The 23,268-nt window shown below is 64.2% G+C and carries 20 protein-coding genes; 13 read left to right on the top strand and 7 right to left on the bottom strand.

Annotation, left to right across the window (positions count from 1 at the left end):
- Nucleotides 1-100: 100 nt before the first annotated feature.
- The 4 genes from Q3C01_RS35510 (at nt 101) to Q3C01_RS35495 (ending at nt 3,033) form a co-directional block, all read left to right on the top strand.
- The gene (locus Q3C01_RS35510; RefSeq protein ID WP_458149925.1) at nt 101-520 is read left to right on the top strand and encodes an HIT domain-containing protein; all 420 of its coding nucleotides are present in this window, start codon (nt 101-103) and stop codon (nt 518-520) included.
- Nucleotides 521-547: 27 nt separating this feature from the next.
- Entirely contained in the window at nt 548-1,492 is a 945-nt protein-coding gene (nudC, locus tag Q3C01_RS35505; protein ID WP_458149924.1) for an NAD(+) diphosphatase, read from the top strand.
- A 12-nt stretch (nt 1,493-1,504) separates the two neighbouring features.
- The gene (locus Q3C01_RS35500) at nt 1,505-2,425 is read left to right on the top strand and encodes a sugar kinase (protein WP_458149923.1); all 921 of its coding nucleotides are present in this window, start codon (nt 1,505-1,507) and stop codon (nt 2,423-2,425) included.
- Between the two features lie 98 nt (nt 2,426-2,523).
- Complete coding sequence (locus Q3C01_RS35495) at nt 2,524-3,033, top strand: Lrp/AsnC family transcriptional regulator (protein WP_458149922.1); 510 nt, start codon at nt 2,524-2,526, stop codon at nt 3,031-3,033.
- A 168-nt stretch (nt 3,034-3,201) separates the two neighbouring features.
- Here the strand turns inward: Q3C01_RS35495 and Q3C01_RS35490 are convergent, their stop codons facing one another.
- Nucleotides 3,202-4,701, bottom strand: coding sequence for a phosphomannomutase/phosphoglucomutase (locus tag Q3C01_RS35490; protein ID WP_458149921.1), 1,500 nt, complete (start codon nt 4,699-4,701; stop codon nt 3,202-3,204).
- Nucleotides 4,702-5,124: 423 nt separating this feature from the next.
- Between Q3C01_RS35490 and Q3C01_RS35485 the strand changes: the two genes are divergently transcribed.
- Nucleotides 5,125-5,751, top strand: coding sequence for a transglutaminase-like cysteine peptidase (locus tag Q3C01_RS35485; RefSeq protein WP_458149920.1), 627 nt, complete (start codon nt 5,125-5,127; stop codon nt 5,749-5,751).
- A gap of 35 nt (nt 5,752-5,786) precedes the next feature.
- Here the strand turns inward: Q3C01_RS35485 and Q3C01_RS35480 are convergent, their stop codons facing one another.
- From Q3C01_RS35480 to Q3C01_RS35470, 3 genes are all read right to left on the bottom strand, one after another.
- The gene (locus Q3C01_RS35480) at nt 5,787-6,302 is read right to left on the bottom strand and encodes a TIGR02281 family clan AA aspartic protease (RefSeq protein WP_458149919.1); all 516 of its coding nucleotides are present in this window, start codon (nt 6,300-6,302) and stop codon (nt 5,787-5,789) included.
- Nucleotides 6,303-6,556: 254 nt separating this feature from the next.
- Nucleotides 6,557-9,097 (bottom strand): ATP-dependent helicase HrpB, encoded by a 2,541-nt coding sequence (gene hrpB, locus Q3C01_RS35475; RefSeq protein WP_458149918.1) that lies wholly within the window; start codon nt 9,095-9,097, stop codon nt 6,557-6,559.
- A 144-nt stretch (nt 9,098-9,241) separates the two neighbouring features.
- A complete protein-coding gene (locus tag Q3C01_RS35470; RefSeq protein ID WP_458149917.1) occupies nt 9,242-10,558 on the bottom strand; it encodes a UDP-glucose dehydrogenase family protein in 1,317 nt (438 codons plus the stop codon).
- A 199-nt stretch (nt 10,559-10,757) separates the two neighbouring features.
- On the opposite strand from Q3C01_RS35470, the gene Q3C01_RS35465 reads away from it, so the two are divergent.
- From Q3C01_RS35465 to Q3C01_RS35450, 4 genes are all read left to right on the top strand, one after another.
- The gene (locus Q3C01_RS35465; RefSeq protein ID WP_458149916.1) at nt 10,758-11,825 is read left to right on the top strand and encodes an acyltransferase family protein; all 1,068 of its coding nucleotides are present in this window, start codon (nt 10,758-10,760) and stop codon (nt 11,823-11,825) included.
- A gap of 194 nt (nt 11,826-12,019) precedes the next feature.
- Nucleotides 12,020-15,139: a DNA polymerase I gene (gene polA, locus Q3C01_RS35460; RefSeq protein WP_458149915.1), complete on the top strand. Its 3,120-nt coding sequence runs from the start codon at nt 12,020-12,022 to the stop codon at nt 15,137-15,139.
- 14 nt (nt 15,140-15,153) lie between these two features.
- A complete protein-coding gene (locus Q3C01_RS35455) occupies nt 15,154-15,696 on the top strand; it encodes an NADPH-dependent FMN reductase (protein WP_458149914.1) in 543 nt (180 codons plus the stop codon).
- An 86-nt stretch (nt 15,697-15,782) separates the two neighbouring features.
- A complete protein-coding gene (locus tag Q3C01_RS35450) occupies nt 15,783-16,418 on the top strand; it encodes a LysE family translocator (RefSeq protein ID WP_458149913.1) in 636 nt (211 codons plus the stop codon).
- A 164-nt stretch (nt 16,419-16,582) separates the two neighbouring features.
- On the opposite strand, the gene Q3C01_RS35445 is transcribed toward Q3C01_RS35450, so the two are convergent.
- Nucleotides 16,583-17,209, bottom strand: a complete 627-nt coding sequence (locus Q3C01_RS35445) for a glutathione S-transferase family protein (protein ID WP_458149912.1) — start codon at nt 17,207-17,209, stop codon at nt 16,583-16,585.
- Nucleotides 17,210-17,412: 203 nt separating this feature from the next.
- Here Q3C01_RS35445 and pyrE point away from each other — a divergent pair, with 203 nt between their 5' ends.
- Nucleotides 17,413-17,976, top strand: coding sequence for an orotate phosphoribosyltransferase (pyrE, locus tag Q3C01_RS35440; RefSeq protein WP_458149911.1), 564 nt, complete (start codon nt 17,413-17,415; stop codon nt 17,974-17,976).
- A 211-nt stretch (nt 17,977-18,187) separates the two neighbouring features.
- The gene (locus Q3C01_RS35435; RefSeq protein WP_458149910.1) at nt 18,188-18,955 is read left to right on the top strand and encodes a DUF2865 domain-containing protein; all 768 of its coding nucleotides are present in this window, start codon (nt 18,188-18,190) and stop codon (nt 18,953-18,955) included.
- A 122-nt stretch (nt 18,956-19,077) separates the two neighbouring features.
- On the opposite strand, the gene Q3C01_RS35430 is transcribed toward Q3C01_RS35435, so the two are convergent.
- Nucleotides 19,078-19,509, bottom strand: coding sequence for a hypothetical protein (locus Q3C01_RS35430; RefSeq protein ID WP_027520838.1), 432 nt, complete (start codon nt 19,507-19,509; stop codon nt 19,078-19,080).
- 303 nt (nt 19,510-19,812) lie between these two features.
- On the opposite strand from Q3C01_RS35430, the gene Q3C01_RS35425 reads away from it, so the two are divergent.
- Nucleotides 19,813-20,049, top strand: a complete 237-nt coding sequence (locus tag Q3C01_RS35425) for a hypothetical protein (RefSeq protein WP_458149909.1) — start codon at nt 19,813-19,815, stop codon at nt 20,047-20,049.
- A 74-nt stretch (nt 20,050-20,123) separates the two neighbouring features.
- On the opposite strand, the gene Q3C01_RS35420 is transcribed toward Q3C01_RS35425, so the two are convergent.
- Nucleotides 20,124-20,357: a hypothetical protein gene (locus tag Q3C01_RS35420; protein WP_458149908.1), complete on the bottom strand. Its 234-nt coding sequence runs from the start codon at nt 20,355-20,357 to the stop codon at nt 20,124-20,126.
- A 239-nt stretch (nt 20,358-20,596) separates the two neighbouring features.
- Between Q3C01_RS35420 and Q3C01_RS35415 the strand changes: the two genes are divergently transcribed.
- Nucleotides 20,597-23,122 (top strand): glycogen/starch/alpha-glucan phosphorylase, encoded by a 2,526-nt coding sequence (locus tag Q3C01_RS35415; protein WP_458149938.1) that lies wholly within the window; start codon nt 20,597-20,599, stop codon nt 23,120-23,122.
- Nucleotides 23,123-23,268: the final 146 nt, after the last annotated feature.

Below are 23,268 nucleotides of genomic sequence, written 5' to 3'. Positions count from 1 at the left end.
GATCCTTCCCCTACGGGAATCGGTGGCGTATGGTCGAAGCCGAACACTTTGGGTTCCTGCCCTCGCCGCCCGAGCCTGTCGGGCCATCCGGACAATCTTCATGCCTGATCCTGCCTGGTCGCTGCATTCCCGCCTGAAAGAGGACACCATCGATATCGGCGATCTGCCGTTGTCGAAAATGCTGGTCATCAAGGACGCGCATTACCCCTGGCTGTTGCTTGTGCCGCGGCGCGCGGATGCGGTCGAGATCATCGATCTCGACGAGGTCCAGCAGGCGCAATTGATGACCGAGATCACGCGCGTCTCCCGCGCGCTGAAGGAGATCACCAAATGCGACAAGCTCAATGTCGCCGCGCTCGGCAACCTCGTGCCGCAGCTTCACGTGCACATCATCGCGCGCCGCACCAGCGATGCGGCGTGGCCGCGCCCGGTCTGGGGCGTGATGCCGCCGTTGGCGCATGATGCCGAAGAGGTGCAGAATTTCATCAGCGCGCTTCGCCGCAAGATCTGGTTGGGTTGAAAGAACGGTTGGGTTGAAAGAACAATAATGTCAGCATTCGACTCGTTTCCGCTGGGACGGCCGGCCTTCGTCACCAACGTCCTGGATCGCGCCGCGCATCTGCGCCTCAATGACGAAAAACTCTTCGCGATCGAACAGAAGCCGTCGTCGCGCGCTTATGTGATCTACCGCGACTCGCTGCTGGTGAAGCGCGAGGGCGAGGGCGTGCGCGCTCTGCTCTCGATCGACGAAGCCACCAAATGCGGCGCCAATCCCGGCACGATCTTCTTGGGACTGCGCGATGGCGCAGCGGTGTTCGGCATGGGCATGCCGCAGGCCGCGGCCGAAAAGCTGATCGGCCGCGAGGATTATACCGTGACCGAATTGCGCGGCATGGCCATGCAGGGCGCAATCCACCCCGACGAGCTATCCGCGATCGCGATGGCGAAGTCGATGGTCACCTGGCATCAGCGCCACGGCTATTGTGCCAATTGCGGCACGCGCAGCGCGATGAAGGAAGGCGGCTGGAAGCGCGAATGTCCTGCTTGCAAGGCCGAGCATTTTCCGCGCACCGACCCGGTCGTGATCATGCTGGTCGCCGCCGGCGACAAGTGCCTGCTCGGCCGCCAGAAGCAGTTTCCGCCGGGCATGTATTCCTGCCTTGCCGGCTTCGTCGAAGCCGCCGAGACCATCGAGGACGCTGTGCGCCGTGAGATCTTCGAGGAATCCGGCATTCGCTGCACGGACGTCGCGTATTACATGACGCAGCCCTGGCCATATCCGTCGTCACTGATGATCGGTTGCAGCGCGCGGGCACTGACGGATGAGATCACTGTCGACCACTCGGAGCTGGAAGACGCGCGCTGGTTCAGCCGCGACGAAGCGCGGCTCATGCTGACGCGAACGCATCCGGACGGGCTTGCCGGTCCGCACCCCTTCGCCATCGCCCATCATCTGGTCGGCCGCTGGTTGCAGGGCAAGGACGGCGCATAGCGACGACGGCCGATGTCCGCCAGAACAATCGCGCCGCGCATCCTCTGCATCGGCATTCCCGTGCGCGACCTGACCTTCCGCGTGGACAGCGTCCCCGAGCACGGCAGCAAGGCGAACGCCACGCATCTGGAGGAGATCTGCGGCGGCAACGCTCTCAACGCCGCGATCGCCATCGCGCGCCTCGGCGGCCGCGCTGCGCTGGTCGGGCCGATGGGCGATGCGCGGGAGACCTCGAGCGGCTTCATCCTCGAACGCATGGCGCGCGAGGGCATCGACGTCGGGCACATCGCGCGAATGCCGGGCCTGACGACGCCGGTCTCGACGATCATGATCGACGCGAGCGGCGAACGCACCCTCGTCATCTATCGTGATCCCAAGCTGTGGACGGTGAAGCTGCCTGATGCCGACGCGCTGCTCGGCGATTGCGACGCCATTCTGGTCGAGAGCCGCTGCGCCGAATTCGCCCTCCCCCTCTGCGCCGAGGCGCGACGCCGCGGCATTCCCGTCATCGTCGGCGTCGACCGCGCAATGTCTCCAGGCGATGGCCTTTTCGCGGCCGCCTCGCACATCCTGTTCGCCAGCGAGCAGTTGCGGGAAACGGCCGGTGTCGCCGACGACGGTCGGGCGCTGAAGACGCTGGCGAGGCTGACGCCCGCGTTCCTCGCCGGCACCCGCGGCCCGCGCGGCACGATCTGGCTCAATGAGTGGGGCGAGCTGGAGGAGACGCCGGCCTTTCCGGTCCACGCCGTGGATACGCTCGGCGCAGGCGACGTCTTCCATGGTGCTTTTGCACTTCGCCTCGCCGAAGGCCGGGATAGGCGGGAGGCGCTGCGATTCGCCGCGGCCGCCGCCGCGCTGAAATGCACCCGCTTTGGTGGCGGCCTGGCCGCCCCGCAACGCATTGAAGTTGAAGAGCTTTTGCACGAAGGCTAACCAGCGCGGCACCCGGCTGTCCGCAATATGGGCTTGCTCTAGAAGATTTTTCTATATATGAGGGATTTCGACCCCTGAAATGGAAAAAAGTTCCTCAAATGAGCGACCTCGCCGTCCAACTGCCAGAGACCAATCGCCGCCTCGACGCCATCGACCGCAAGATTCTGATGGTACTTCAGGAAGACGCTTCCCTGTCCGTCGCCGAGATCGGCGACCGGGTCGGGCTCTCGTCCACGCCTTGCTGGAAGCGCATCCAGCGCCTGGAGGCCGATGGCGTGATCCTCAAGCGAGTGGCGCTGGTCGACCAGAACAAGATCGGGCTCGGCATATCCGTGTTCGTGTCGGTGGAGAGCGCCGACCATTCGGAGGCCTGGCTGAAGAAATTCGCCGAGGCCGTCAGCGCCATGCCTGAGGTGATGGAGTTCTACCGCATGGCCGGCGATGTCGATTACATGCTGCGCGTCGTGGTCGCCGACATGCAGGCCTATGACGTCTTCTACAAGAAGCTGATCAGCGCCGTGCCGCTCAAGAACGTGACCTCGCGCTTCGCCATGGAGAAGATCAAGTCGGTCACCGCACTGCCGATCCCGGTGGTAGTGGCGGCTTAGACTTCGAATCTCGCCACAAGGGAACTGTCATCGCCCGGCTCGACCGGGCGATCCAGTATTCCAGAGACGGCGATTGAATACGGCGAAGCTGCGGTGTGCTGGATGCCCCGGTCGAGCCGGGGCATGACAGCGGAGAGGAAGGCATGGATCATGCCTCCCTCGCGCCGCTCAAATCTTCTGATTGTACTCGCCGACTTCCGGATGCGTGCGCAGCACGCCGTCCACCATCTCGAACATGTCGCGCATGCGCTGCTCGGAGACGGGGCTTTCGACAACGACGACGAGCTCGGGCTTGTTGGAGGACGCTCGCACCAGGCCCCAGCTTCCGTCCTCAACCGTGACGCGCACGCCGTTGACGGTGACGAGGTCGCGGATCGATTGCCCCCCGATCTTGGCGCCCTTCTCGTGCAAGCCTTCGAAATGCCTCACCACGGCATCGATGACGCCGTATTTGACCTCGTCCGCGCAATGCGGCGACATGGTCGGCGACGACCAGGTCTTTGGCAGCGCGTTCTTCAGGTCGGCCATCGACTTGCCCGGTGCGCGGTCGAGCATGTCGCAGATCGCGATCGCAGAGACGAGGCCGTCGTCATAGCCGCGCCCGAACGGCTTGTTGAAGAAGAAATGGCCCGACTTCTCGAAGCCGGCAAGCGCGCCCATCTCGTTGGTGCGGCGCTTCATGTAGGAATGGCCAGTCTTCCAATAGGCGGTTTTCGCACCCTGCTTCTGCAGCACGGGATCGGTGATGAACAGGCCGGTCGACTTCACGTCGACGACGAACTGCGCGTCCTTGTGGATCGCTGACATGTCACGCGCCAGCATCACGCCGACCTTGTCGGCGAAGATCTCCTCGCCCGTGTTGTCGACGACGCCGCAGCGGTCGCCGTCACCGTCGAAGCCGAGACCGACGTCGGCCTTGTGATGCAGCACCGCATCACGGATCGCGTGCAGCATCTCCATGTCTTCGGGATTCGGATTGTATTTCGGGAAGGTGTGGTCGAGCTCGGTGTCGAGCGGGATCACCTCGCAGCCGATCGCCTCCAGCACCTGCGGCGCGAATGCGCCGGCGGTGCCGTTGCCGCAAGCCGCAACGACCTTGAGTTTGCGCTTCAGCTTCGGGCGGTTGGTGAGATCGGCGATATACCGCGCCGGATAATTTTCGTGGAACTGATAGGAGCCGCCGGCCTTGTTCCTGAAATCGGCGTTGAGCACGATCTCCTTCAGCCGCGTCATCTCGTCCGGGCCGAAGGTCAGCGGACGGTTGGCACCCATCTTCACGCCGGTCCAGCCATTGTCGTTATGCGAGGCCGTGACCATGGCAACGCAGGGCACATCCAGGTCGAACTGCGCAAAATAGGCCATCGGCGTCACGGCAAGGCCAATGTCATGCACCTTGCAGCCCGCCGCCATCAGGCCGGAGATCAGCGCATATTTGATCGAGGCCGAATAGCCGCGGAAGTCGTGCCCGGTGACGATCTCCTGGCGGACGCCGAGCTCGGCGATCAGCGCGCCCAGCCCCATGCCGAGCGCCTGCACCCCCATCAGGTTGATTTCCTTGTTGAACAGCCAGCGCGCGTCGTATTCGCGAAAGCCGGTAGCCTTCACCATGGGTTCGGATTCGAAGGCATAGGTGTTGGGCAGCAGCGAGGATTTCGGCTTGGGAAACATCGAGACAATCTCGTTAACAGGCAGGAGGAATATACCGCAGGCATAGCGAATGCTCAGGCCGAGCGGAAGGGCGGGATTGTTGGCTTATGGCCGATAATTGCGGCAGTTTGGTAACGGAGAAACGTTGCTTCAAGCGCTGCTCGGAGCGCGCAAGGTTGGGCAAAGCGCTCGGCCAAAGATCTCGGCCATGATCGATCCGTTCCATCGCGGATGTGCACTTTGTGCCTAACAACCTCTGATCGCGAAATCGTGTTGAAACTAACTGGCCCGACCGCGCATATCCCGCTCAGCATTACTCCGTCTCGCCCGATGGACGCTGCGCGATCGATTTGGCGCAGGACGCGGCCTGACCCGATTAATTAGAGCATTAACTCAAGCCTCGTCACGAGCTTTCTCCACGACGTAACGCGTAGGAGACAAAGCATGCGCATGGCGTCGGTCCCGGCCGCGATCGTGGCCGGCTTGATCTTGTTGATCTGCCAAATGATGGCCGCTCAATCGGCCGATAAGAGAGTGTGGGGTATGCCGACTGCTCCTCCGTCGGCGCCCCTGCACCTCAAGCTCGGCGATCCGACGCTTCCGCCGATGGCATACACGATGTTTTGCCTGCACTACCGGGACGAATGCCAGGCCCACCAGCTGTTCCGTGGCGGGCCGATCTCCCTTACGGAGGCACGATGGACAGATTTAAGTGAGGTCAATGAGACCGTGAACAGAGCCATTATCCCGGAACCGAACGAGCCGGTCCTGGGGGTGGAAGATTGGCTGATTGATCCGAAACGCGGCGACTGCAACGATTATGCCGTCAGCAAACGACACAGGCTTCTGAGCCTTGGATGGCCGCAGCGGGCGCTTCTGCTCGCCGAGGTCGTGACCGCCTGGGGCAAGCGCCATCTGGTTCTGCTGGTCCGAGCGAAGAGTGGTGATCTGGTACTGGATAATTTGACGGCGCAGATCAGACCGTGGCCACGCGCACCCTATCGCTGGCTTCGAATTCAATCGCCGAGTAACCCGCGATATTGGAACGTCGTCGCGCCGCGTAGCGTATAGAGCTTCGCCGTCAGGCCGTCGACCGAAGCGCTCGCCTACTGTTCCAGCACCATCTGGCCGTTGGCGTATTCGAAGCGCCTCAGCTTGGACAGGAAGGAGAGCCCGAGCAAATTCTCCGACAGCGCCTCGTCCGGCAGCACCATGGCATCGACGTCGCGAACGATGAGACCGCCGACGTCGAGCATCGCGATGCGGGTGCGCGCGGCCTTGATGGTGCCGTTGGCGGTGGTGACGTTCGCGTTGTAATCGCCGTGCGAGGGACGCAGGCCGAAGCGGGCAGCCGAGGTCTCGTTCAGCGCCACTACGGAAGCACCGGTGTCGACCATGAAGCCGATGCGCTGGCCATCGATCCGTCCTTCTGTCTGAAAATGGCCGCGGGCGTCGCGGGGGATGCTGACGCTGCGGTTGCTCCCTTGCGGCGCCGGCGCCTGAACGGCGGCCATCTGGCGCGGGGCCGATGTGGCGGACGCCGAGCTCATCTTGTCGGCCATCTGCGCCATGAATGTGCCCAGCCCAATCATGATGGCCGCGAAGATCATAATGTTACGCATGACACCACTCGGAGCCGAAAACACGATTTCATCACGCTACGCGCCCGCCCGCGAGCGGGCTTGCGGACGGGAGGCCGCCATTTTGGCGAAAAGCGTGACGGAAGGGTTAATGCGACCGTATCGCAACACCACAAGCCCTCATCCTGAGGAGCCCGCGAAGCGGGCGTCTCGAAGGATGGCCACGGGTACGAGCGGGGCCTGCATGGTTCGAGACGCGCGTTCCGCGCTCCTCACCATGAGGGTCTACCGTCGGTTTACGTCCCGCGCGGCTTGGCGCGCCGGGTGGGCAGTGCGCTCGCGGGATCGTCGGGCCAGGGATGGCGCGGATATCGCCCGCGCAGATCGGAGCGGACCGCTACGTAACTGCCGCGCCAAAAACCGGGCAGGTCGCGCGTCACCTGCACCGGCCGCTGTGCCGGCGACAGCAGCTCCAGAACGAGCGGCACCTTACCGCCCGCAATCGATGGATGAGTGTTGAGCCCGAACAATTCCTGGAGCCGCACCGCGATGGTCGGCCCCTGCTCGGCCTCGTAGTCGATCGCGAGCATCGTCCCTGTCGGCGCCTCGAAATGGGTGGGCGCCTCGCGTTCGAGCCGCGCGCGCAGGTCCCATGGCAACAGCGCCATCAGCGCCTCGGAGAGGTCGCCGGCGGAGACGTCCTTCAGCGCCGTCTTGTCATAGAGCGCGGGCACCAGCCAGTCATCGCGCCGCGCAACCAGGGCGCCGTCGGACAGATCGGGCCAGCTTTCGCCTTCGGCCTTGCGCAGGAACATCACGCGGTCGCGCCACTGGATGGCGGCTTTCGACCAGGGCAGCCGGTCGAGGCCGGCCGCGATCAGGCCTTCGGCGAGGATACGGGCCGTTGTCTCGGACGGCGTAAGCGTGAGCGGAGACTCGGACAATGTGATGGCGTGCAGCGCGCGTTTGCGGCGTGCGCGCAGCGCCATCGCGCCACGATCAAAGGAAATCTCGTCCGAGGTTTCGATGTGCTCGGCGAAATGACCTTCAATGTCGCCCTCGCTGATCGGCGCTGCAAGCAGGATGCGCCCGCTCGCCGCCGTGCCTGTCATCTCGGCCACCGCTATGTAGGGCGCACGCGCAAGCGAAGACGACTGCTCGACGGCCGCGCCGCGGCCGTTGGCCAGCACGAAGCTGCCGTTGCCGCGGTTGCGCGCAACGCGGTCGGGGAAGGCGTAGGCGAGCATGATGCCGGTGGAGAGGTCAACGGATGCAGTTGCGGCCGTGGGGCCCCCTCCCCGCCCCTCCCCCGCAAGGGGGGAGGGAGAAGAGGCGGCGGTTGCGCGGCTCTCGGCGTTCGCGACTTGCGAGGCCCAGCGCCGTGCGAGGTCACGGGCGCTGGTGGCACGAGGTGAGCGGTCGCGGCGGAATTGATCGAGACGGTGGTCGAGATCGACGCTGTCGCCGCCGAGCCCGCGCTCGGTGAGAATGGCGGCGATTTCGGCGGCGGCCTCGCCGCTGCCAGCGCGATGCGAATCCACGATCATGCGCGCGAGCCGCGGCGGCAGCGCCAGCGCGCGCAGGCTCTTGCCTTCCATCGTGATTCGACCGTCGCCATCGAGCGCGTTGAGCTCGGCGAGCAGGCTCTTCGCCTCTTTCCAGGCGGGCGCAGGCGGCGGATCGAGAAAGGACAACGCGGTAGGATCGCTCACGCCCCATTGCGCAAGATCGAGCACGAGCGAGGAAAGGTCCGCGCTCAGAATTTCGGGCTGGGTGTAGGGCACGAGCGAGGCGGTCTGCGGCTCGTCCCAGAGCCGGTAGCACACGCCGGGCTCGGTGCGGCCGGCGCGACCGCGGCGCTGATCGACTGCAGCGCGCGAGGCGCGCACGGTCTCGAGTCGCGTCAAGGCGATGTCGGGCTCATAGCGCGGCACGCGGGCAAGACCGGAATCGACGACGATGCGCACGCCCTCGATGGTGAGCGAGGTCTCCGCAATCGAGGTCGCCAGCACCACCTTGCGCGTGCCTTTGGGCGCAGGCGCAATGGCGCGATCCTGCACGGCGGCATCCAGCGCGCCGAACAGCGGCACGATCTCGATGGCAGCGTCATGGACGCGTTCGGCGACAAAGTTCTGCGTGCGCCGGATCTCGGCCGCGCCGGGCAGGAACGCCAGCACCGAGCCGGCATCGGCGCGCAGCGCGGAGGCAATCGCATCCGCCATCTGCCGCTCCAGCGGCGCGTCCGCCTTGCGGCCGAGATAACGCGTCTCGACGGGGAACGCGCGGCCCTCGCTCGCGACGACGGGCGCTTCCCCGAGGAGCCTCGCCACCCGGGCGCCGTCCAGCGTCGCCGACATCACGAGGATGCGCAAATCCTCTCGCAGGCCCAACTGCGCATCGCGCGCCAGCGCGAGGCCGAGGTCGGCATCCAGCGAGCGCTCGTGGAATTCGTCGAACAGGACGGCGGCGACGCCCGTCAGCTCGGGATCGTCGAGAATCTGGCGGGTGAAGATGCCTTCCGTCACCACCTCGATGCGGGTCGCGCGCGAGATTTTCGAGCCGAAGCGGACACGATAGCCGACCGTCTCGCCGGCGCGCTCGCCGAGCGACTTCGCCATGCGGTCGGCGCTTGCGCGGGCCGCGATGCGCCGCGGCTCGAGCACGATGATCTTCTTGGCTTTCGCCCAGGGCGCATCCAGCAGCGCCAGCGGCACGCGCGTGGTCTTACCAGCACCGGGCGGCGCCACCAGCACGGCAGCGTTGTGCGCTTCCAGGGTGCGCGACAGGTCGTCGAGCACCGCATCGATCGGAAGGGGCGTGTCGAAGCTGCGAGGCAATATCCGCTAATCCGTCGTCGCCCGCCTCGTGCGCAATCGCGCGCTAAGGAGAGCGATCCAGTCAACTTAAGACCCTCGTCACCGACGAAGGTCGAGCGTACTGGATACCCCGCCTTCGCGGGGTATGACAACAAGATGCGGCGATCAAACCTGACCGGCAGGCCGTCCCACGCTCTCATAGACGAAGCCGGCGGCTTCCATGTCTTCGGGACGGTAGATGTTGCGCAGATCGACCACGACGGGCTGCACCATGATCTCCTTCAGCCGGTCGAGATCGAGCGCGCGGAACTGCACCCATTCGGTGACGATGACCAGCGCGTCCGCGCCCTTGGCGCAGGCATACGCATCCTCGCAATACTCGATCGCCGGCAACTCTTGCTTGGCCTGCTCCATACCGACCGGGTCATAGGCCCGCACCTTCGCGCCCTGGTCGAGCAGACCCGTGACGAGCGGGATCGAGGGCGCATCGCGCATGTCGTCGGTGTCGGGCTTGAAGGTGAGACCGAGCACGCCGATGGTCTTGCCGCGCAGCGCGCCGCCGAGCGCGTGGCTGACCTTGCGCGCCATCGCGCGCTTGCGGTTCTCGTTGACGGCAAGCACTGCCTCGACGATGCGCAGGCTCACGTCATAGTCCTGCGCGATCTTGATCAGGGCCTTGGTGTCCTTGGGGAAGCAGGAGCCGCCGAAGCCCGGGCCCGCGTGCAGGAACTTGGTGCCGATGCGGTTATCCAGGCCAATGCCGCGCGCGACCTCCTGGACGTTGGCGCCGACCTTCTCGGACAAATCGGCGATCTCGTTGATGAAGGTGATCTTGGTCGCCAGAAACGCGTTGGCGGCGTATTTGATCATCTCCGCCGTGCGGCGCGCGGTGAACATCAGCGGCGCCTGGTTCAGCGACAGCGGGCGGTAGATGTCGCCCATCACTTTCCGGCCACGCTCGTCATTGGTGCCGACCACGATGCGATCCGGGAATTTGAAATCGCGGATCGCGGCGCCCTCGCGCAGGAATTCGGGGTTGGACGCGACCACCACATCGGCCTTCGAATTGGTCTCGCGGATGATGCGTTCGACCTCATCGCCGGTGCCTACCGGAACGGTCGACTTGGTGACCACGACCGTGAACCCGGAGAGCGACCCAGCGATCTCGCGCGCGGCAGCGTAGACGTAGGACAGGTCCGCATGACCATCGCCGCGCCGCGACGGCGTGCCGACCGCGATGAACACGGCATCCGCCTCCGCCACCGGCCCGGAAAGATCGGTCGTGAAGCTCAGGCGCTTGGCCTTCACATTGGTCTCGACCAGCGAGTCGAGCCCCGGCTCGTAGATCGGGATCTCACCGCGGTGGAGCGCTGCGATCTTGCGCTCGTCCTTGTCGACGCAGGTGACGTCATGGCCGAAATCCGCAAAGCAAGCACCGGAAACCAGCCCCACATAGCCCGTGCCGATCATGGCAATTCGCATGAAAAACCTGCCTGTCTTGGTTAACGCATGATGATGCTTTGCAGCGGTCTTAGAGCATTTTCATGTCCGCGGGGAAGAGGCTGGCCCCAAGAAACACGGCAAGAAAACCGGCATGTGATTTGTAGAGTAAAGGAGACCGAAACCCTGCGCCGGCATACTGCCTCGCACTTGGGCGGTAAGCGCCTCGAAAAGGGACACCATGACACTATCAGGCACAATCGCCGCAAGCGGAGGTTCCAAGACCTCGCCGCCAGCGCGCGTCGATTGGGTCGATTATGCCAAGGGAATCTGCATCGTCATGGTCGTGATGATGCACTCGGTGCTGGGGGTTGAGATCGCTGCCGGCGAACCCGGGTTCATGCATGGTCTGGTCGCCTTCGCAAAGCCGTTCCGGATGCCGGATTTCTTCCTGATTTCGGGACTATTCTTGCCGCTCGTGATCGACCGCGACTGGCGAATCTATCTCGACCGCAAGGTCGTGCATTTCGCCTATTTTTATGTCCTCTGGGTGACAATCCAGTTCGGCTTCAAGGCACCGGCTTTCGCCGCCGAGACGAGCTGGCGTGATGCGGGCCTTCTGTATCTCGAGTCATTCATCGAGCCGTTCGGCACGCTCTGGTTCATTTACCTGCTACCGATCTTCTTCGTCGTCACAAAACTGACACGGCGAATCCCGCCGCTCGCGATCTGGCTTGCTGCGGCGCTACTGGAGACGGCGCGCATCGCAACGGGATGGACCGCGATCGACGAGTTCTGCGCGCGCTTTGTCTATTTCTACTCCGGCTACCTGTTTGCGGATTACGTGTTCGCCTTGTCGGATCGCGCGCGCAGGCATCCAGCCGTTGCCCTCGCCACGCTTGGCGCGTGGGCGCTCGTCGATGCGGGTCTCGTTGCATACGGCGCAAGCGAATGGCCGGTGGTCTCGCTTCTGCTCGGCCTCTGCGGCGCCTGCGCCATCGTGACGATGGGCACGCTGCTCGCGCATGCGCGCTGGCTCAACTTCCTTCGGTTCTGCGGCGAGCATTCGATCGTGATCTATCTCGCCTTCTTCCTGCCGATGGCCGCGACGCGAACGCTGCTGCTGCGCACTGGCGTTGTTCCCGACATCGGCATGATGTCGCTGATCGTCACCATTGCGGGCGTCGCCGGTGCGCTCCTGATCTGGCAGGCCGCGCTGCGCATGCACGCCCACTTCCTGTTCGAGCGTCCGGACGCCTTCTGGATAGCGCCGAAGAAGGCGGGGCCGGTTTTGCAGGCGGCGGAGTAGCGCTCGCTCCGCTGTCGTCGCCCGGCTTGACCGGGCGACCCAGTATTCCAGAGACGGCGGGTATCTACCGATAGGCCGCGGCGTACTGGATTCCCCGCTTACGCGGGGAATGACAGTGGGGATAGTGGCGCCCGCAGCCCAAAAATCCCCCTTCCAAGGCTGTCAAATGCCGCAAAAATTCATACATTGCGGCCATGCCCAAGAGCTCCCCGAAAACCGCCGCCAAGTCCGAGACAACCAAGTCCGAGACAACCAAGTCCGAGACAACCAAGTCCGAGACAAAGGCAGAAACCAAATCCGCTGCTGCCAAGCCTGCTGCCAAACCCGTGGTGGCGAAGGCAGCGGGCAAGGGCGACCATGTGTTCCTGGTCGACGGTTCCTCCTACATCTTCCGCGCCTATCACGCGCTGCCGCCGCTCAACCGCAAGTCCGACGGCTTGCAGGTCAATGCCGTGCTCGGCTTCTGCAACATGCTGTGGAAGCTGCTGCGCGACATGCCCGCGGACAACCGGCCGACGCATCTGGCCATCGTTTTCGACAAGTCGGAGGTCACCTTCCGCAACAAGATCTATCCCGACTACAAGGCGCACCGGCCGCCCGCGCCGGACGATCTCATCCCGCAATTCGCGCTGATCCGCGAGGCCGTGCGCGCCTTCGACCTGCCCTGCCTGGAACAGGTCGGCTTCGAGGCTGACGATCTGATCGCGACCTATGCGCGGCAGGCAAACGAGCGTGGCGCCGTCACGACCATCGTGTCCTCCGACAAGGACCTGATGCAGCTCGTCAATGACAAGATCACCATGTACGACACCATGAAGGATCGCCGTATCGGCATTCCCGAGGTGATCGAGAAATTCGGCGTGCCGCCGGAGAAGGTGGTCGAGGTGCAGGCGCTGGCCGGCGATTCCACCGACAACGTGCCGGGCGTGCCCGGCATCGGCATCAAGACCGCGGCGCAACTGATCGTCGAATATGGCGACCTGGAGCAGCTTCTGTTTCGCGCGACCGAAATCAAGCAGCCGAAGCGGCGCGAGGCGCTGATCGAGAACGCCGAGAAGGCGCGGATCTCGCGCCAGCTCGTGCTGCTCGACGACAAGGTCGATCTCGAAGTGCCGCTGGACGATCTCGCCGTCCACGAGCCCGACGCGCGCAAGCTGGTCGCCTTCCTGAAGGCGATGGAGTTCACGACGCTGACACGTCGCGTCGCCGAATACGCCCAGATCGATCCCGCCGACGTGGAGGCCGATCCCGGCTACAAGACCGGCGCCAGCGTGTTCTCGCCGCTGCCGCCCTCGGACGTCGTGCCGGCGCCGGGACTTGCTCCGGGATCTGGCGCATCGACGCAAGCCGTACCCACGGAGCGCAACCAGGCCGCGGGGAAGGAGGACAAGGCTGCAAGCCCCAAGGGCACGCCGGTGTCGCTCGCCGAGGCCCGCGCGGAAGCCGCGCGCAGGACCAGGATCGACCGCGCCAAATATCAGACGATCACGACCCTCGATCAGCTCAAGGCGCTGATCGCGCGCATCCACGACGCCGGCCATGTCGCGCTCGAGGTGAAGGCGAACTCGGAAGACCCGATGCAGGCCGACATCTGCGGCATCGCGCTGGCGCTTGGCGCGGACGATGCCGTCTATGTACCGCTGGCCCACAAGCCGCCCGGCGGCGGCGCCGGCCTGTTCGATGCCGGGCTCGCGCCCGACCAGGTGAAATTCGAAGCGGCGGTTGCGGCACTGAAGCCCGTGCTCGAGTCGAAGGGCATCCTGAAGATCGGATACAATGCCAAGTTCATCACGGTGCTGCTGGCGCAGGCCGGCATCACGCTGTGTAACCACGACGACGCGGAATTGATCTCCTACGTGCTCGACGCCGGCCGGGGCTCGCACGCGCTGGAATCGCTTGCCGAGCGCTGGCTCGGCCACGCGGTGCTCAGCGAAAGCGAGCTCATCGGCAGCGGCAAGAACAAGCTCACTTTCGACCAGGTCGCGATCGACAAGGCAACCGAGCATTCCGCCGAGCGCGCCGATGTGACCTTGCGTTTGTGGCGCGTGCTGACACCGCGCCTTGTCGCCGAGCACATGACCTCCGTCTACGAGACGCTGGAGCGACCGCTTACCAGCGTGCTTGCGCGCATGGAACGCCGCGGCATCTCGATCGACCGCCAGGTGCTGTCACGGCTGTCGGGCGACTTCGCCCAGACCGCGGCGCGGGTGGAGGCCGAGATCCAGGAGATCGCCGGCGAGCCGGTCAATGTCGGCAGCCCGAAGCAGATTGGCGACATCCTGTTCGGCAAGATGGGACTTCCGGGCGGCACCAAGACCAAGACCGGCGCGTGGTCGACGACGGCGCAGGTGCTGGATGATCTCGCCGAGCAGGGCCACGACTTCCCGAAGAAGATTCTGGAGTGGCGCCAGGTCTCGAAGCTGAAATCGACCTACACCGACGCGCTGCCGAATTACGTCAATCCGCAGACCCACCGCGTGCACACGACCTACGCGCTGGCAGCGACCACCACGGGCCGGCTGTCGTCGAACGAGCCGAACTTGCAGAACATCCCGGTGCGCACCGAGGACGGGCGAAAGATCCGCCGCGCCTTCATCGCGACGCCCGGGCACAAGCTGGTCTCGGCCGACTATTCGCAGATCGAGCTGCGGCTGCTCGCCGAGATCGCCGACATTCCCGTGCTGAAGCAGGCGTTCAAGGACGGGCTCGACATTCACGCGATGACCGCGTCGGAAATGTTCGGCGTGCCGATCAAGGGCATGCCGAGCGAAATCCGGCGCCGCGCCAAGGCGATCAATTTCGGCATCATCTACGGCATCTCCGCGTTCGGCCTTGCCAACCAGCTCGGTATCGCGCGCGAGGAGGCCTCAGCCTACATCAAGAAGTATTTCGAGCGCTTCCCCGGCATCCGCGCCTATATGGACGAGACGCGCGATTTCTGCCGGAGCCACGGCTATGTCACGACGCTGTTCGGCCGCAAGTGTCATTACCCTGATATCAAGGCATCCAACGCCTCGGTGCGCGCCTTCAACGAGCGCGCCGCGATCAACGCGCGCTTGCAGGGTACGGCCGCCGACATCATCCGCCGCGCCATGACGCGGGCGGAAGACGCGCTCGCGGCAAAAAAACTCTCCGCGCAGATGCTGCTTCAGGTGCATGACGAATTGATCTTCGAGGTGCCGGACGCGGAGGTCGAAGCGACGTTGCCGGTCGTGCAGCACGTGATGCAGGACGCGCCCTTCCCGGCCGTGCTGCTCTCGGTGCCGCTGCATGTCGATGCCCGCGCGGCGACCAATTGGGACGAGGCGCACTGACGACGGACACCCTGATGAAGATCGCGACGATCTCCGGCAGCTTGCGGGCCGGTTCGAGCAATGCGGCTGCGTTGCGTGCAGCGGCTCGGCTCGCACCTGTTGGTGTCGACGTGGTGGCCTTCGAAGGAATTGGGGTCCTGCCCTTCTTCAATCCGGACCTCGATGGCGATGACGTTCCCGCCCCAGTCGGGGCAATGCGCAACTTCATTGGAAGCGTGGATGGCCTCCTGATCTCCAGCCCCGAATATGCCCGCGGTGTCGCCGGCGTCCTGAAGAATGCGCTCGACTGGCTGGTCGGAAGCCATGAATTTCCGGGCAAGCCGATCGCATTGATCAACACGTCGCCGCGCGCCACGCACGCGCTCGCCGCCCTCACGCTCACCTTGGAGACGATGTCGGCCCGGATCGCACGGGAAGCTTGTGTGACGCTGCCCCTGCTCGGCGGCGCCTGGGACGAGCACCGCATCGTCGCAGATCCTGCCGTCGCGGAGCCGCTGCGTTCGGCGATGGAGTGTTTTGCGGCGTTCATCCGGAGCGTTGAGGCCGACGCGCCCTAATCAGTGAATTGTCCTCCGTGCAATTGCGGAATGGCGGCGCGAGCCCTCGCATATTAGAATAGTGCATCTCCCGCACGAGTTCATCGATGCCTCACACATCCGCCTTGCTCGGCTTTGCCCTCGTTTGCCTCGGCCTCGTACTGACACCGGGGCCGAACATGATTTATCTGATCTCGCGCTCGATCACGCAGGGGCCGGCGGCCGGCATCGTCTCGCTCGGCGGCGTAGCACTGGGCTTCGTGTTCTACATGCTGTGCGCGGCGTTCGGCATCACCGCGCTGCTGCTCGCCATTCCCTTCGCCTATGACGCGCTGCGCCTCGCCGGCGCCGGCTATCTGTTCTGGCTCGCCTGGCAGGCGGTGAAGCCGGGCGGCCGCTCGCCGTTCCAGGTGGAGAAGCTCGCCGTCGACGGCCCGCGAAAGTTGTTCGCCATGGGGTTCGTGACCAACCTCCTCAATCCGAAGATCGCGATGCTGTATCTGGCGCTGCTGCCGCAGTTCATCGACCCGGCCGCCGGCACCGTGCTAACACAGTCGCTGGCACTGGGTGCAATCCAGATCGCGATCAGCGTCAGCGTCAACGCCGTGATCGCGCTCGCGGCCGGCTCGATCGCGCTGTTCCTGGCGACACGCCCGAGCTGGATGCTGGTGCAACGCTGGCCGATGGGCACGGTGCTCGCCGGACTTGCCGTGCGGATGGCGGTGGAAGCAAAGCGGGTGTGAGCTGAAGAAGAGCACATGCTCGTGTCCCGGACGCGTTGCAGCGCCCTTGCGCTGCTGCGCAGAGCCGGGACCTATTGCCGAATGGGCCCCGGCTCTGCAGTGCACCGCTTACGCGCTGCACTGCCTCCGGGGCGCGAGATATGCGAGCTGATCGGTAGACTGGACTAATCCAGTTTCGCCTCCATCCCCCGCTTCACCGCAGGGCGCGCCATCAAGGCCTCGTACCAGCGCTTCACGTTCGGGAAGTCCGCGAGCTCCACCTTGTGGCGCGGGTGGCGCCACGCCCAGCCCAGGATGGCGAAATCGGCGACCGAGAGATCGCCCGCGACGTAGTCGCGGCCCTCGAGCCGTCGATCCAGCACGCCGTAGAGACGACGCGTCTCGGCCATGTAGCGCTTCAACCCGTAGGCGCGGTCCTGCTCGTTCTCCAGCGCAATGAAATGGTGCACCTGGCCGGGCATCGGCCCGAAGCCGCCCATCTGCCACATCAGCCATTCGTAGACGGGGATGCGGGCCGCCAGCGGCTTCGGCAGGAATTTGCCGGTCTTCTCGCCGAGATAGAGCAGGATGGCACCGGATTCGAACACGCTGACGGGCTTGCCGTCCGGCCCCTCGGGGTCGACGATCGCGGGAATCTTGCTGTTCGGGCTGAGCTTGAGGAACTCGGGCGCCATCTGTTCGCCCTTGGTGATGTTCACCGGGAAGACCTTGTAAGGGAGCCCCATTTCCTCCAGCGCGACCGAGATTTTCCGGCCGTTCGGCGTATTCCAGGTGTGGAGCTCGATGGTCATTGGCCTTTTCCTTCCCGCTTTGTCCGGCATCCCACTACTCCAGGACGTCGCGGCCTTACAACCAGCGGTCCGGCATGGTGGCTGTCCAAACGGCGCGGACGATGCCCTGTTGACGGTGGTTTTGCGGGCCCATCCCCCTCTGGCATGTCGGCCCTGTGACGGATAAATTCCGCCTCCTCCAAAAGTGCCCCAGAGGGACCGTCGTGTCGAAATCAGCCTCCCGCGCCCGCTTGTTCGAAATCATCCGCCGGCGCTCCTTCGGCCGCGGCGAGGTGACTCTCGCGTCGGGCCGCAAGAGCGATTTCTATTTCAACCTGAAGCCGACCATGCTCGACCCCGAAGGGGCGACATTGCTTGCCGAGCTCACCTATGAGGCGCTGAAGGACGACCAGCTCGATTTCATCGGCGGGCTGGAGATGGGCGCGGTGCCGCTGGCGGGCGCGCTCGCGCAGATTTCCTGGATCAAGGGTCATCCGATCGCGGCCTTCTTCGTGCGCAAGAAGCCGAAGGAGCACGGCGCGAAGCTGGCAGTCGAAGGTCTTGCCAAGGGCGAGACGCTGGACGGCAAGCGCGTCGTGATCGTCGAGGACGTCACCACTACCGGCGGCTCGGCGATGAAGGCCGTGGAATCCGTCCGCGAGGCCGGCGCCAATGTGGTGCTGGTGCTGACCATGGTCGACCGCGAGGAAGGCGCCAACGATACCTTCGGCCAAGCCGGCCTGCCATTCCGCTCGCTCTACAAGGCATCGGAATTTTTGAAGAGCTGAGACACAGCAAGGCTCTATCCATTGTCTCGCCTGGGCTTAACCCCGGCCTTGACGCGATTCGATCCAACAACCGCCACGGTCACCGCTCATTTACTATCCGGCACTATGGTGAATCAGCGCTGAGACACGTTGCACTCGGTGGGGTTCGTTGCGTCCGGTGGAGTGGGCCTTGCGTACAGATTTTTCCAATGTGCGTTGGCCGCAACGCGCAATGCTTGTGGCCACAACTGTTGCCGCGCCGCTTCTCGTGGCGCCAGCACCCGTGTCCGCCGAGGGCCTGTTCGACTTCTTCTTCAACGCACTCCAGCGTCCGCAGCGCAGCGCGCCGCAGTCGAGTTCCTATATCGATCCCTTCGCGGCAGCACAGCCGAATGGGCCCGCCCAGGATTCGCCCACGCGTGCGGCCTCCGGCGGTTCCGGTCCGGCGTTCTGCGTGCGCACCTGCGACGGCAAGTATTTTCCACTGATGCGCGGCGTGGCCTCGCCGGCGCAGATGTGTCAGGCGTTCTGTCCTGCCACAACGACGAGGATCTATTTCGGCTCCAGCATCGACGGCGCCACTTCGCAGACTGGCGAGCGTTATGCCGACAGCGAGAACGCATTCGCCTTCCGCAAGGCGCTGCGCGCGGACTGCACATGCAATGGCCGCGAGCCGGTCGGACTTGCGCCGGTTGATTTGGCGCTAGATACGTCCCTGAAGGCCGGCGACGTGATCGCGACGAGTGACGGTCTCGTCGCCTATACCGGCGTTCGCCTCGGCAACGACCAGGCCGCCGACTTCACGCCGGTCGCCTCTTATCCCGGCCTCACCGCACAGGTCCGCTCCCGCCTCGGCGAGATGAAGGTTGCGCCGGTGCGCGCCGAGACGGTAGCGGCGGACGCGCCACCGCCGGAGATCGTGCGCGAGACGCCGCCGGATGTGACGGTGCCGAAGTCGTCGCCGACGCAGAAATCGGGCAGGCGCGCGGGGCTGAACTGAGACCCTCATGGTGAGGAGCGCGGAACGCGCGTCTCGAACCATGAAAGCCCGGCTGTTGCATCTCGGCCTTCATCCTTCGAGACGCCTGCTTCGCAGGTTCCTCAGGATGAGGAGCGAGAGCATCACCGTCCGATGATCACGCCGATCACGTTCGGCGCTGCCAGATATTTCTCCTCGATCGCCGCGCGCGCCGCGGCACGGTTTTCCGGCGTGAGCAATCCGCGCTTCTCGGCGAGGATCATCCAGCAAAAGCCCCACCAGTCCGTCAGCATGCCCGCATCGTCGACGAGGTCATAACCCTGCTCGGCCGCGAAAATGCGCGCCTGCGCCTCATCGAGCGTGTCGAGGAACAGATGGTCCTCGGCCGAGAACAGGTCATCGCTGATATCGTCGATGGTGTAACCCCAGATCGACTGGCACACCGCGTTGAACTCGCGGTCGATCTGATCGTCATCGACCGCGTAGCGCCGCGCCGCCTGATGCAGCCGCGACAGCGAGCGCGCGAAGTCGCCAATTCGGGTGAGGGCGAATTGATCAAAGGCAATGGTGGACATGTAGTCCTCGCGAAATCGGACAGACGCTAGATATTGTGTCGACGGAACACCGAATCATAATGGTATATCAAAGACTTGCTAAAGTGTTCTTAATTCGTTCCCGCGCCTCCACGGCATCGTTCTGGCGAGAGCCTTCGCCAAGGTGGAGAGCACGAACCGAGCGCGAACTCCATCCCCTCGGAAAGGCTGGGGATCGATCGCACGCTGCCTTTGTTGCTGCGATGCATCCGCGTTGAGCTTGCGGGAACTTTCGGCATACTCCCGATCACTGGCCAAGCATGGTCAGATTGGGGGAGAATTGCCATGACTTCGAATTTGATGACCGCGATAGCGGTCGCACTTGCGGTTTCGGTGTTTGGGACGACTGCGGCCCTCGCCGACAAGGGCTGCAAGGACATTCCATCAAAATGCGCGATCGAGATTGGCGGCCGTTGCGATCCCGTTAGCGGAAACTGGGAATACGGCCGCAACGGCGCCGGCGGCAGTACGCAGGCGTACAACGCTTGCGTCGCCCGGGCGCTGGCACAGCAGAAAAAATAGCCGGCGGGAAAGACTGTAAGTCAGGAAAGGACCCAGAGGCCGCCCCTGTCGGCGGCTTCTTCCTTTTCAACCGCTCAATTCGCCGCCGACAGCATCCTGTCGCCGCAATAATTCGCGTAGAACCTGCCGCCGCACTGATGCTTGATGGCGGCGCAGCGCGCGGCGGGCGGGGCGTTTTGCGGCAGGGAGAACGCACAGCTCAGGCCATCGGCGCTGCGGCCGATCCTGTCGGCGGCAAAGGCAGCGCTGGAGGCGGTGATGCAGATGACGAGCAAGGCGGCCGTGGCGATTTCGATCAGCAGTCTCATGGACCTATCCTCCCTCCACACCAAGGGCTGAATCCTTCACCACTCTAGCACGAAAATCCGGGCCTCTCCGTGCGCGACCGGGTTCCCAAAGCGGCCCATTCCTTGCATAAATTGACGCCGGCGCGGTGCACGGTTGCGGCGGCACGGTTCCGCTCCCGCGACGAGCCGCGTAAGGTTTTGCCGCGCACGATTTGGCGCGTAAACTTTGTTGTGTGTCCCGAGACCAGGAAGTGACTGTTTTGCAAGAGCAATCGTTCCAGCCGAATTTTCCCGCAGCCGGTCAGCCCATCGACGAGCTGGCGCTGACGGAGATCAAGGGTGCGATCCTGGCAAAGCTGCGCCTTGCCATAGGCAAGGACGCGGGCATGGCGACCAGGCACGACTGGTACCAGGCCGCAGCTCTCGCGCTGCGCGACCGCATCGTGCATCGCTGGCTCAGCGCGGAAAAGCGCAGCTACGATGCCGGCCGCAAGCGCGTCTACTACCTCTCGCTCGAATTCCTGATCGGCCGTCTCTTCACCGACGCGCTGAACAACATGGGATTGCTCAATATCTTCGAGGTCGCACTCGGCGATCTCGGCGTCTCGCTCCCAGAGCTGCGCAAATGCGAGCCGGATGCCGCGCTCGGCAATGGCGGCTTGGGCCGGCTCGCGGCCTGCTTCATGGAGAGCATGGCGACGCTGTCGATCCCCGCGATCGGCTACGGCATCCGTTACGATTACGGCCTGTTCCGCCAGATCATCAATCAGGGCTGGCAGCAGGAATATCCGGACGAATGGCTGAGCTTCGGCAACCCTTGGGAATTGCAACGGCCGGAAGTCGTCTATCACGTCCATTTCGGCGGCGGAGTCGAGCATGTCGACGACAAGGGCCGCGACCGCTCGATCTGGCATCCGGCCGAGACCGTGCAGGCGATCGCCTATGACACGCCGATCGTCGGCTGGCGCGGCCAGCACGTCAACGCGCTACGGCTATGGTCGGCGCGCTCGCCCGATCCGCTGAAGCTCGACGTGTTCAATTCGGGTGACTATGTCAGCGCATCGTCCGAGCAGGCGCGCGCGGAAGCGATCTGCAAGTTCCTCTATCCGAATGACGAGAGCCCCGCGGGCCGCGAGCTGCGCCTTCGCCAGGAATATTTCTTCGTCTCGGCCTCGCTCCAGGATCTCGTCAAGCGGCATCTCTCCGCAGACGGACAGTTGCGCAGCCTGTCCATGAAGGTCGCGGTGCAGCTCAACGACACGCATCCGTCCCTTGCCGTGACCGAGTTGATGCGGATCCTGATAGACCTGCACAATTTCCGCTGGGACGAGGCATGGAAGATCACCGTCGCCACGCTCTCCTATACCAACCACACGCTGCTGCCGGAAGCGCTGGAAACCTGGCCGGTCGAGCTGTTCGAGCGGTTGTTGCCGCGGCATCTCGAGATCATCTACCGCATCAACGTCCAGCACCTCGCGCTGGCCGAAGCGCGCTGCCCCGGCGACATCGACTTCCGCGCCTCGGTCTCGCTGATCGACGAGAAGAGCGGCCGCCGCGTGCGCATGGGCCAGCTCGCCTTCGTCGGCTCGCACCGCATCAACGGCGTCTCGGCGATGCATTCGGACCTGATGCGCGAGACCGTGTTTCACGATCTCAACCATCTCTATCCCGGCCGCATCACCAACAAGACCAACGGCATCACCTTCCGCCGCTGGCTGATGCTGGCGAATCCGAAGCTCACGGATCTCTTGCGCGAGGCTTGCGGCGAGGCCGTGCTCGACGATCCCACGCAATTGACGCTGCTGGAAGCACGTGCCAGCGACGTCGCGTTCCAGCAAAAATTCCGCAGCGTCAAGCATCACAACAAGACGGCGCTCGCGCGCGTGATCGGCGAGCGGCTCGGCATCAAGGTCGACCCGAGCGCGCTGTTCGACGTGCAGATCAAGCGTATCCACGAGTACAAGCGCCAGCTCCTCAACATCATCGAGACGGTCGCGCTGTACCAGGCGATCAAGGACAATCCCGACGGCAACTGGGTGCCACGTGTGAAGATTTTTGCCGGCAAGGCGGCGGCGAGCTACCGCTACGCCAAGCTGATCATCAAGCTGATCAACGACGTCGCCGAGGTCGTCAACAACGATCCTGCGATCGGCGGCAAGCTCAAGGTCGCCTTCCTGCCCGACTATAATGTCAGCCTCGCCGAGGTGATCATTCCCGCGGCCGATCTCTCCGAGCAGATCTCGACCGCCGGCATGGAAGCCTCCGGCACCGGCAATATGAAGCTGGCGCTGAACGGAGCCATCACGATCGGCACCCTCGACGGCGCCAATATCGAGATCCGCGACCAGGTCGGCGCGGAGAACATCGCGATCTTCGGCATGGAGGCCGGCGACGTGATGATCCGGCGCAAGCAGGGCCTGGATGCCGCAGACGTGATCCGCAAATCTCCGCAGCTCTCGCGCGCCATCAATTCGATCGGTGGCGGCGAGTTTTCGCCCGGCGAGGCCAGCCGCTTCGAATCCATCGCGCACGCGCTGCGCTATCTCGACCACTACATGGTCAGCGCCGACTTCGAATCCTACTACGAGACGCAACGCAGCATCGACGCGCGCTGGCAGATGGCGCCGGCCTGGACACGGGCCTCCATCCTCAACGTCGCGCGCATGGCATGGTTCTCTTCCGACCGCACCATCCGCGAATATGCCGAGGAGATCTGGAACGTTCCGGTGCATCCGACGACGCCCGCCTTTCAGGAAGCAGAGGATCAGCGCGGCGCGACGGGCTGATTTTTCCGCGGCGCGAAATCTGGGTTACCCGCGAGGTCATTGCATAATTCCCTGACGATGATGATATGACCATCATCATCTCCGGGGGCCGGTTTCAGTGATGGTCACCCCCGGCCCAATGCTCGTCATTGCGAGCGCAGCGAAGC

The organism is Bradyrhizobium sp. UFLA05-109, assembly GCF_054185165.1.
The sequence above is the reverse complement of the archived record's forward strand: the minus strand, read 5'-3'. Positions and strand labels throughout refer to the sequence as shown.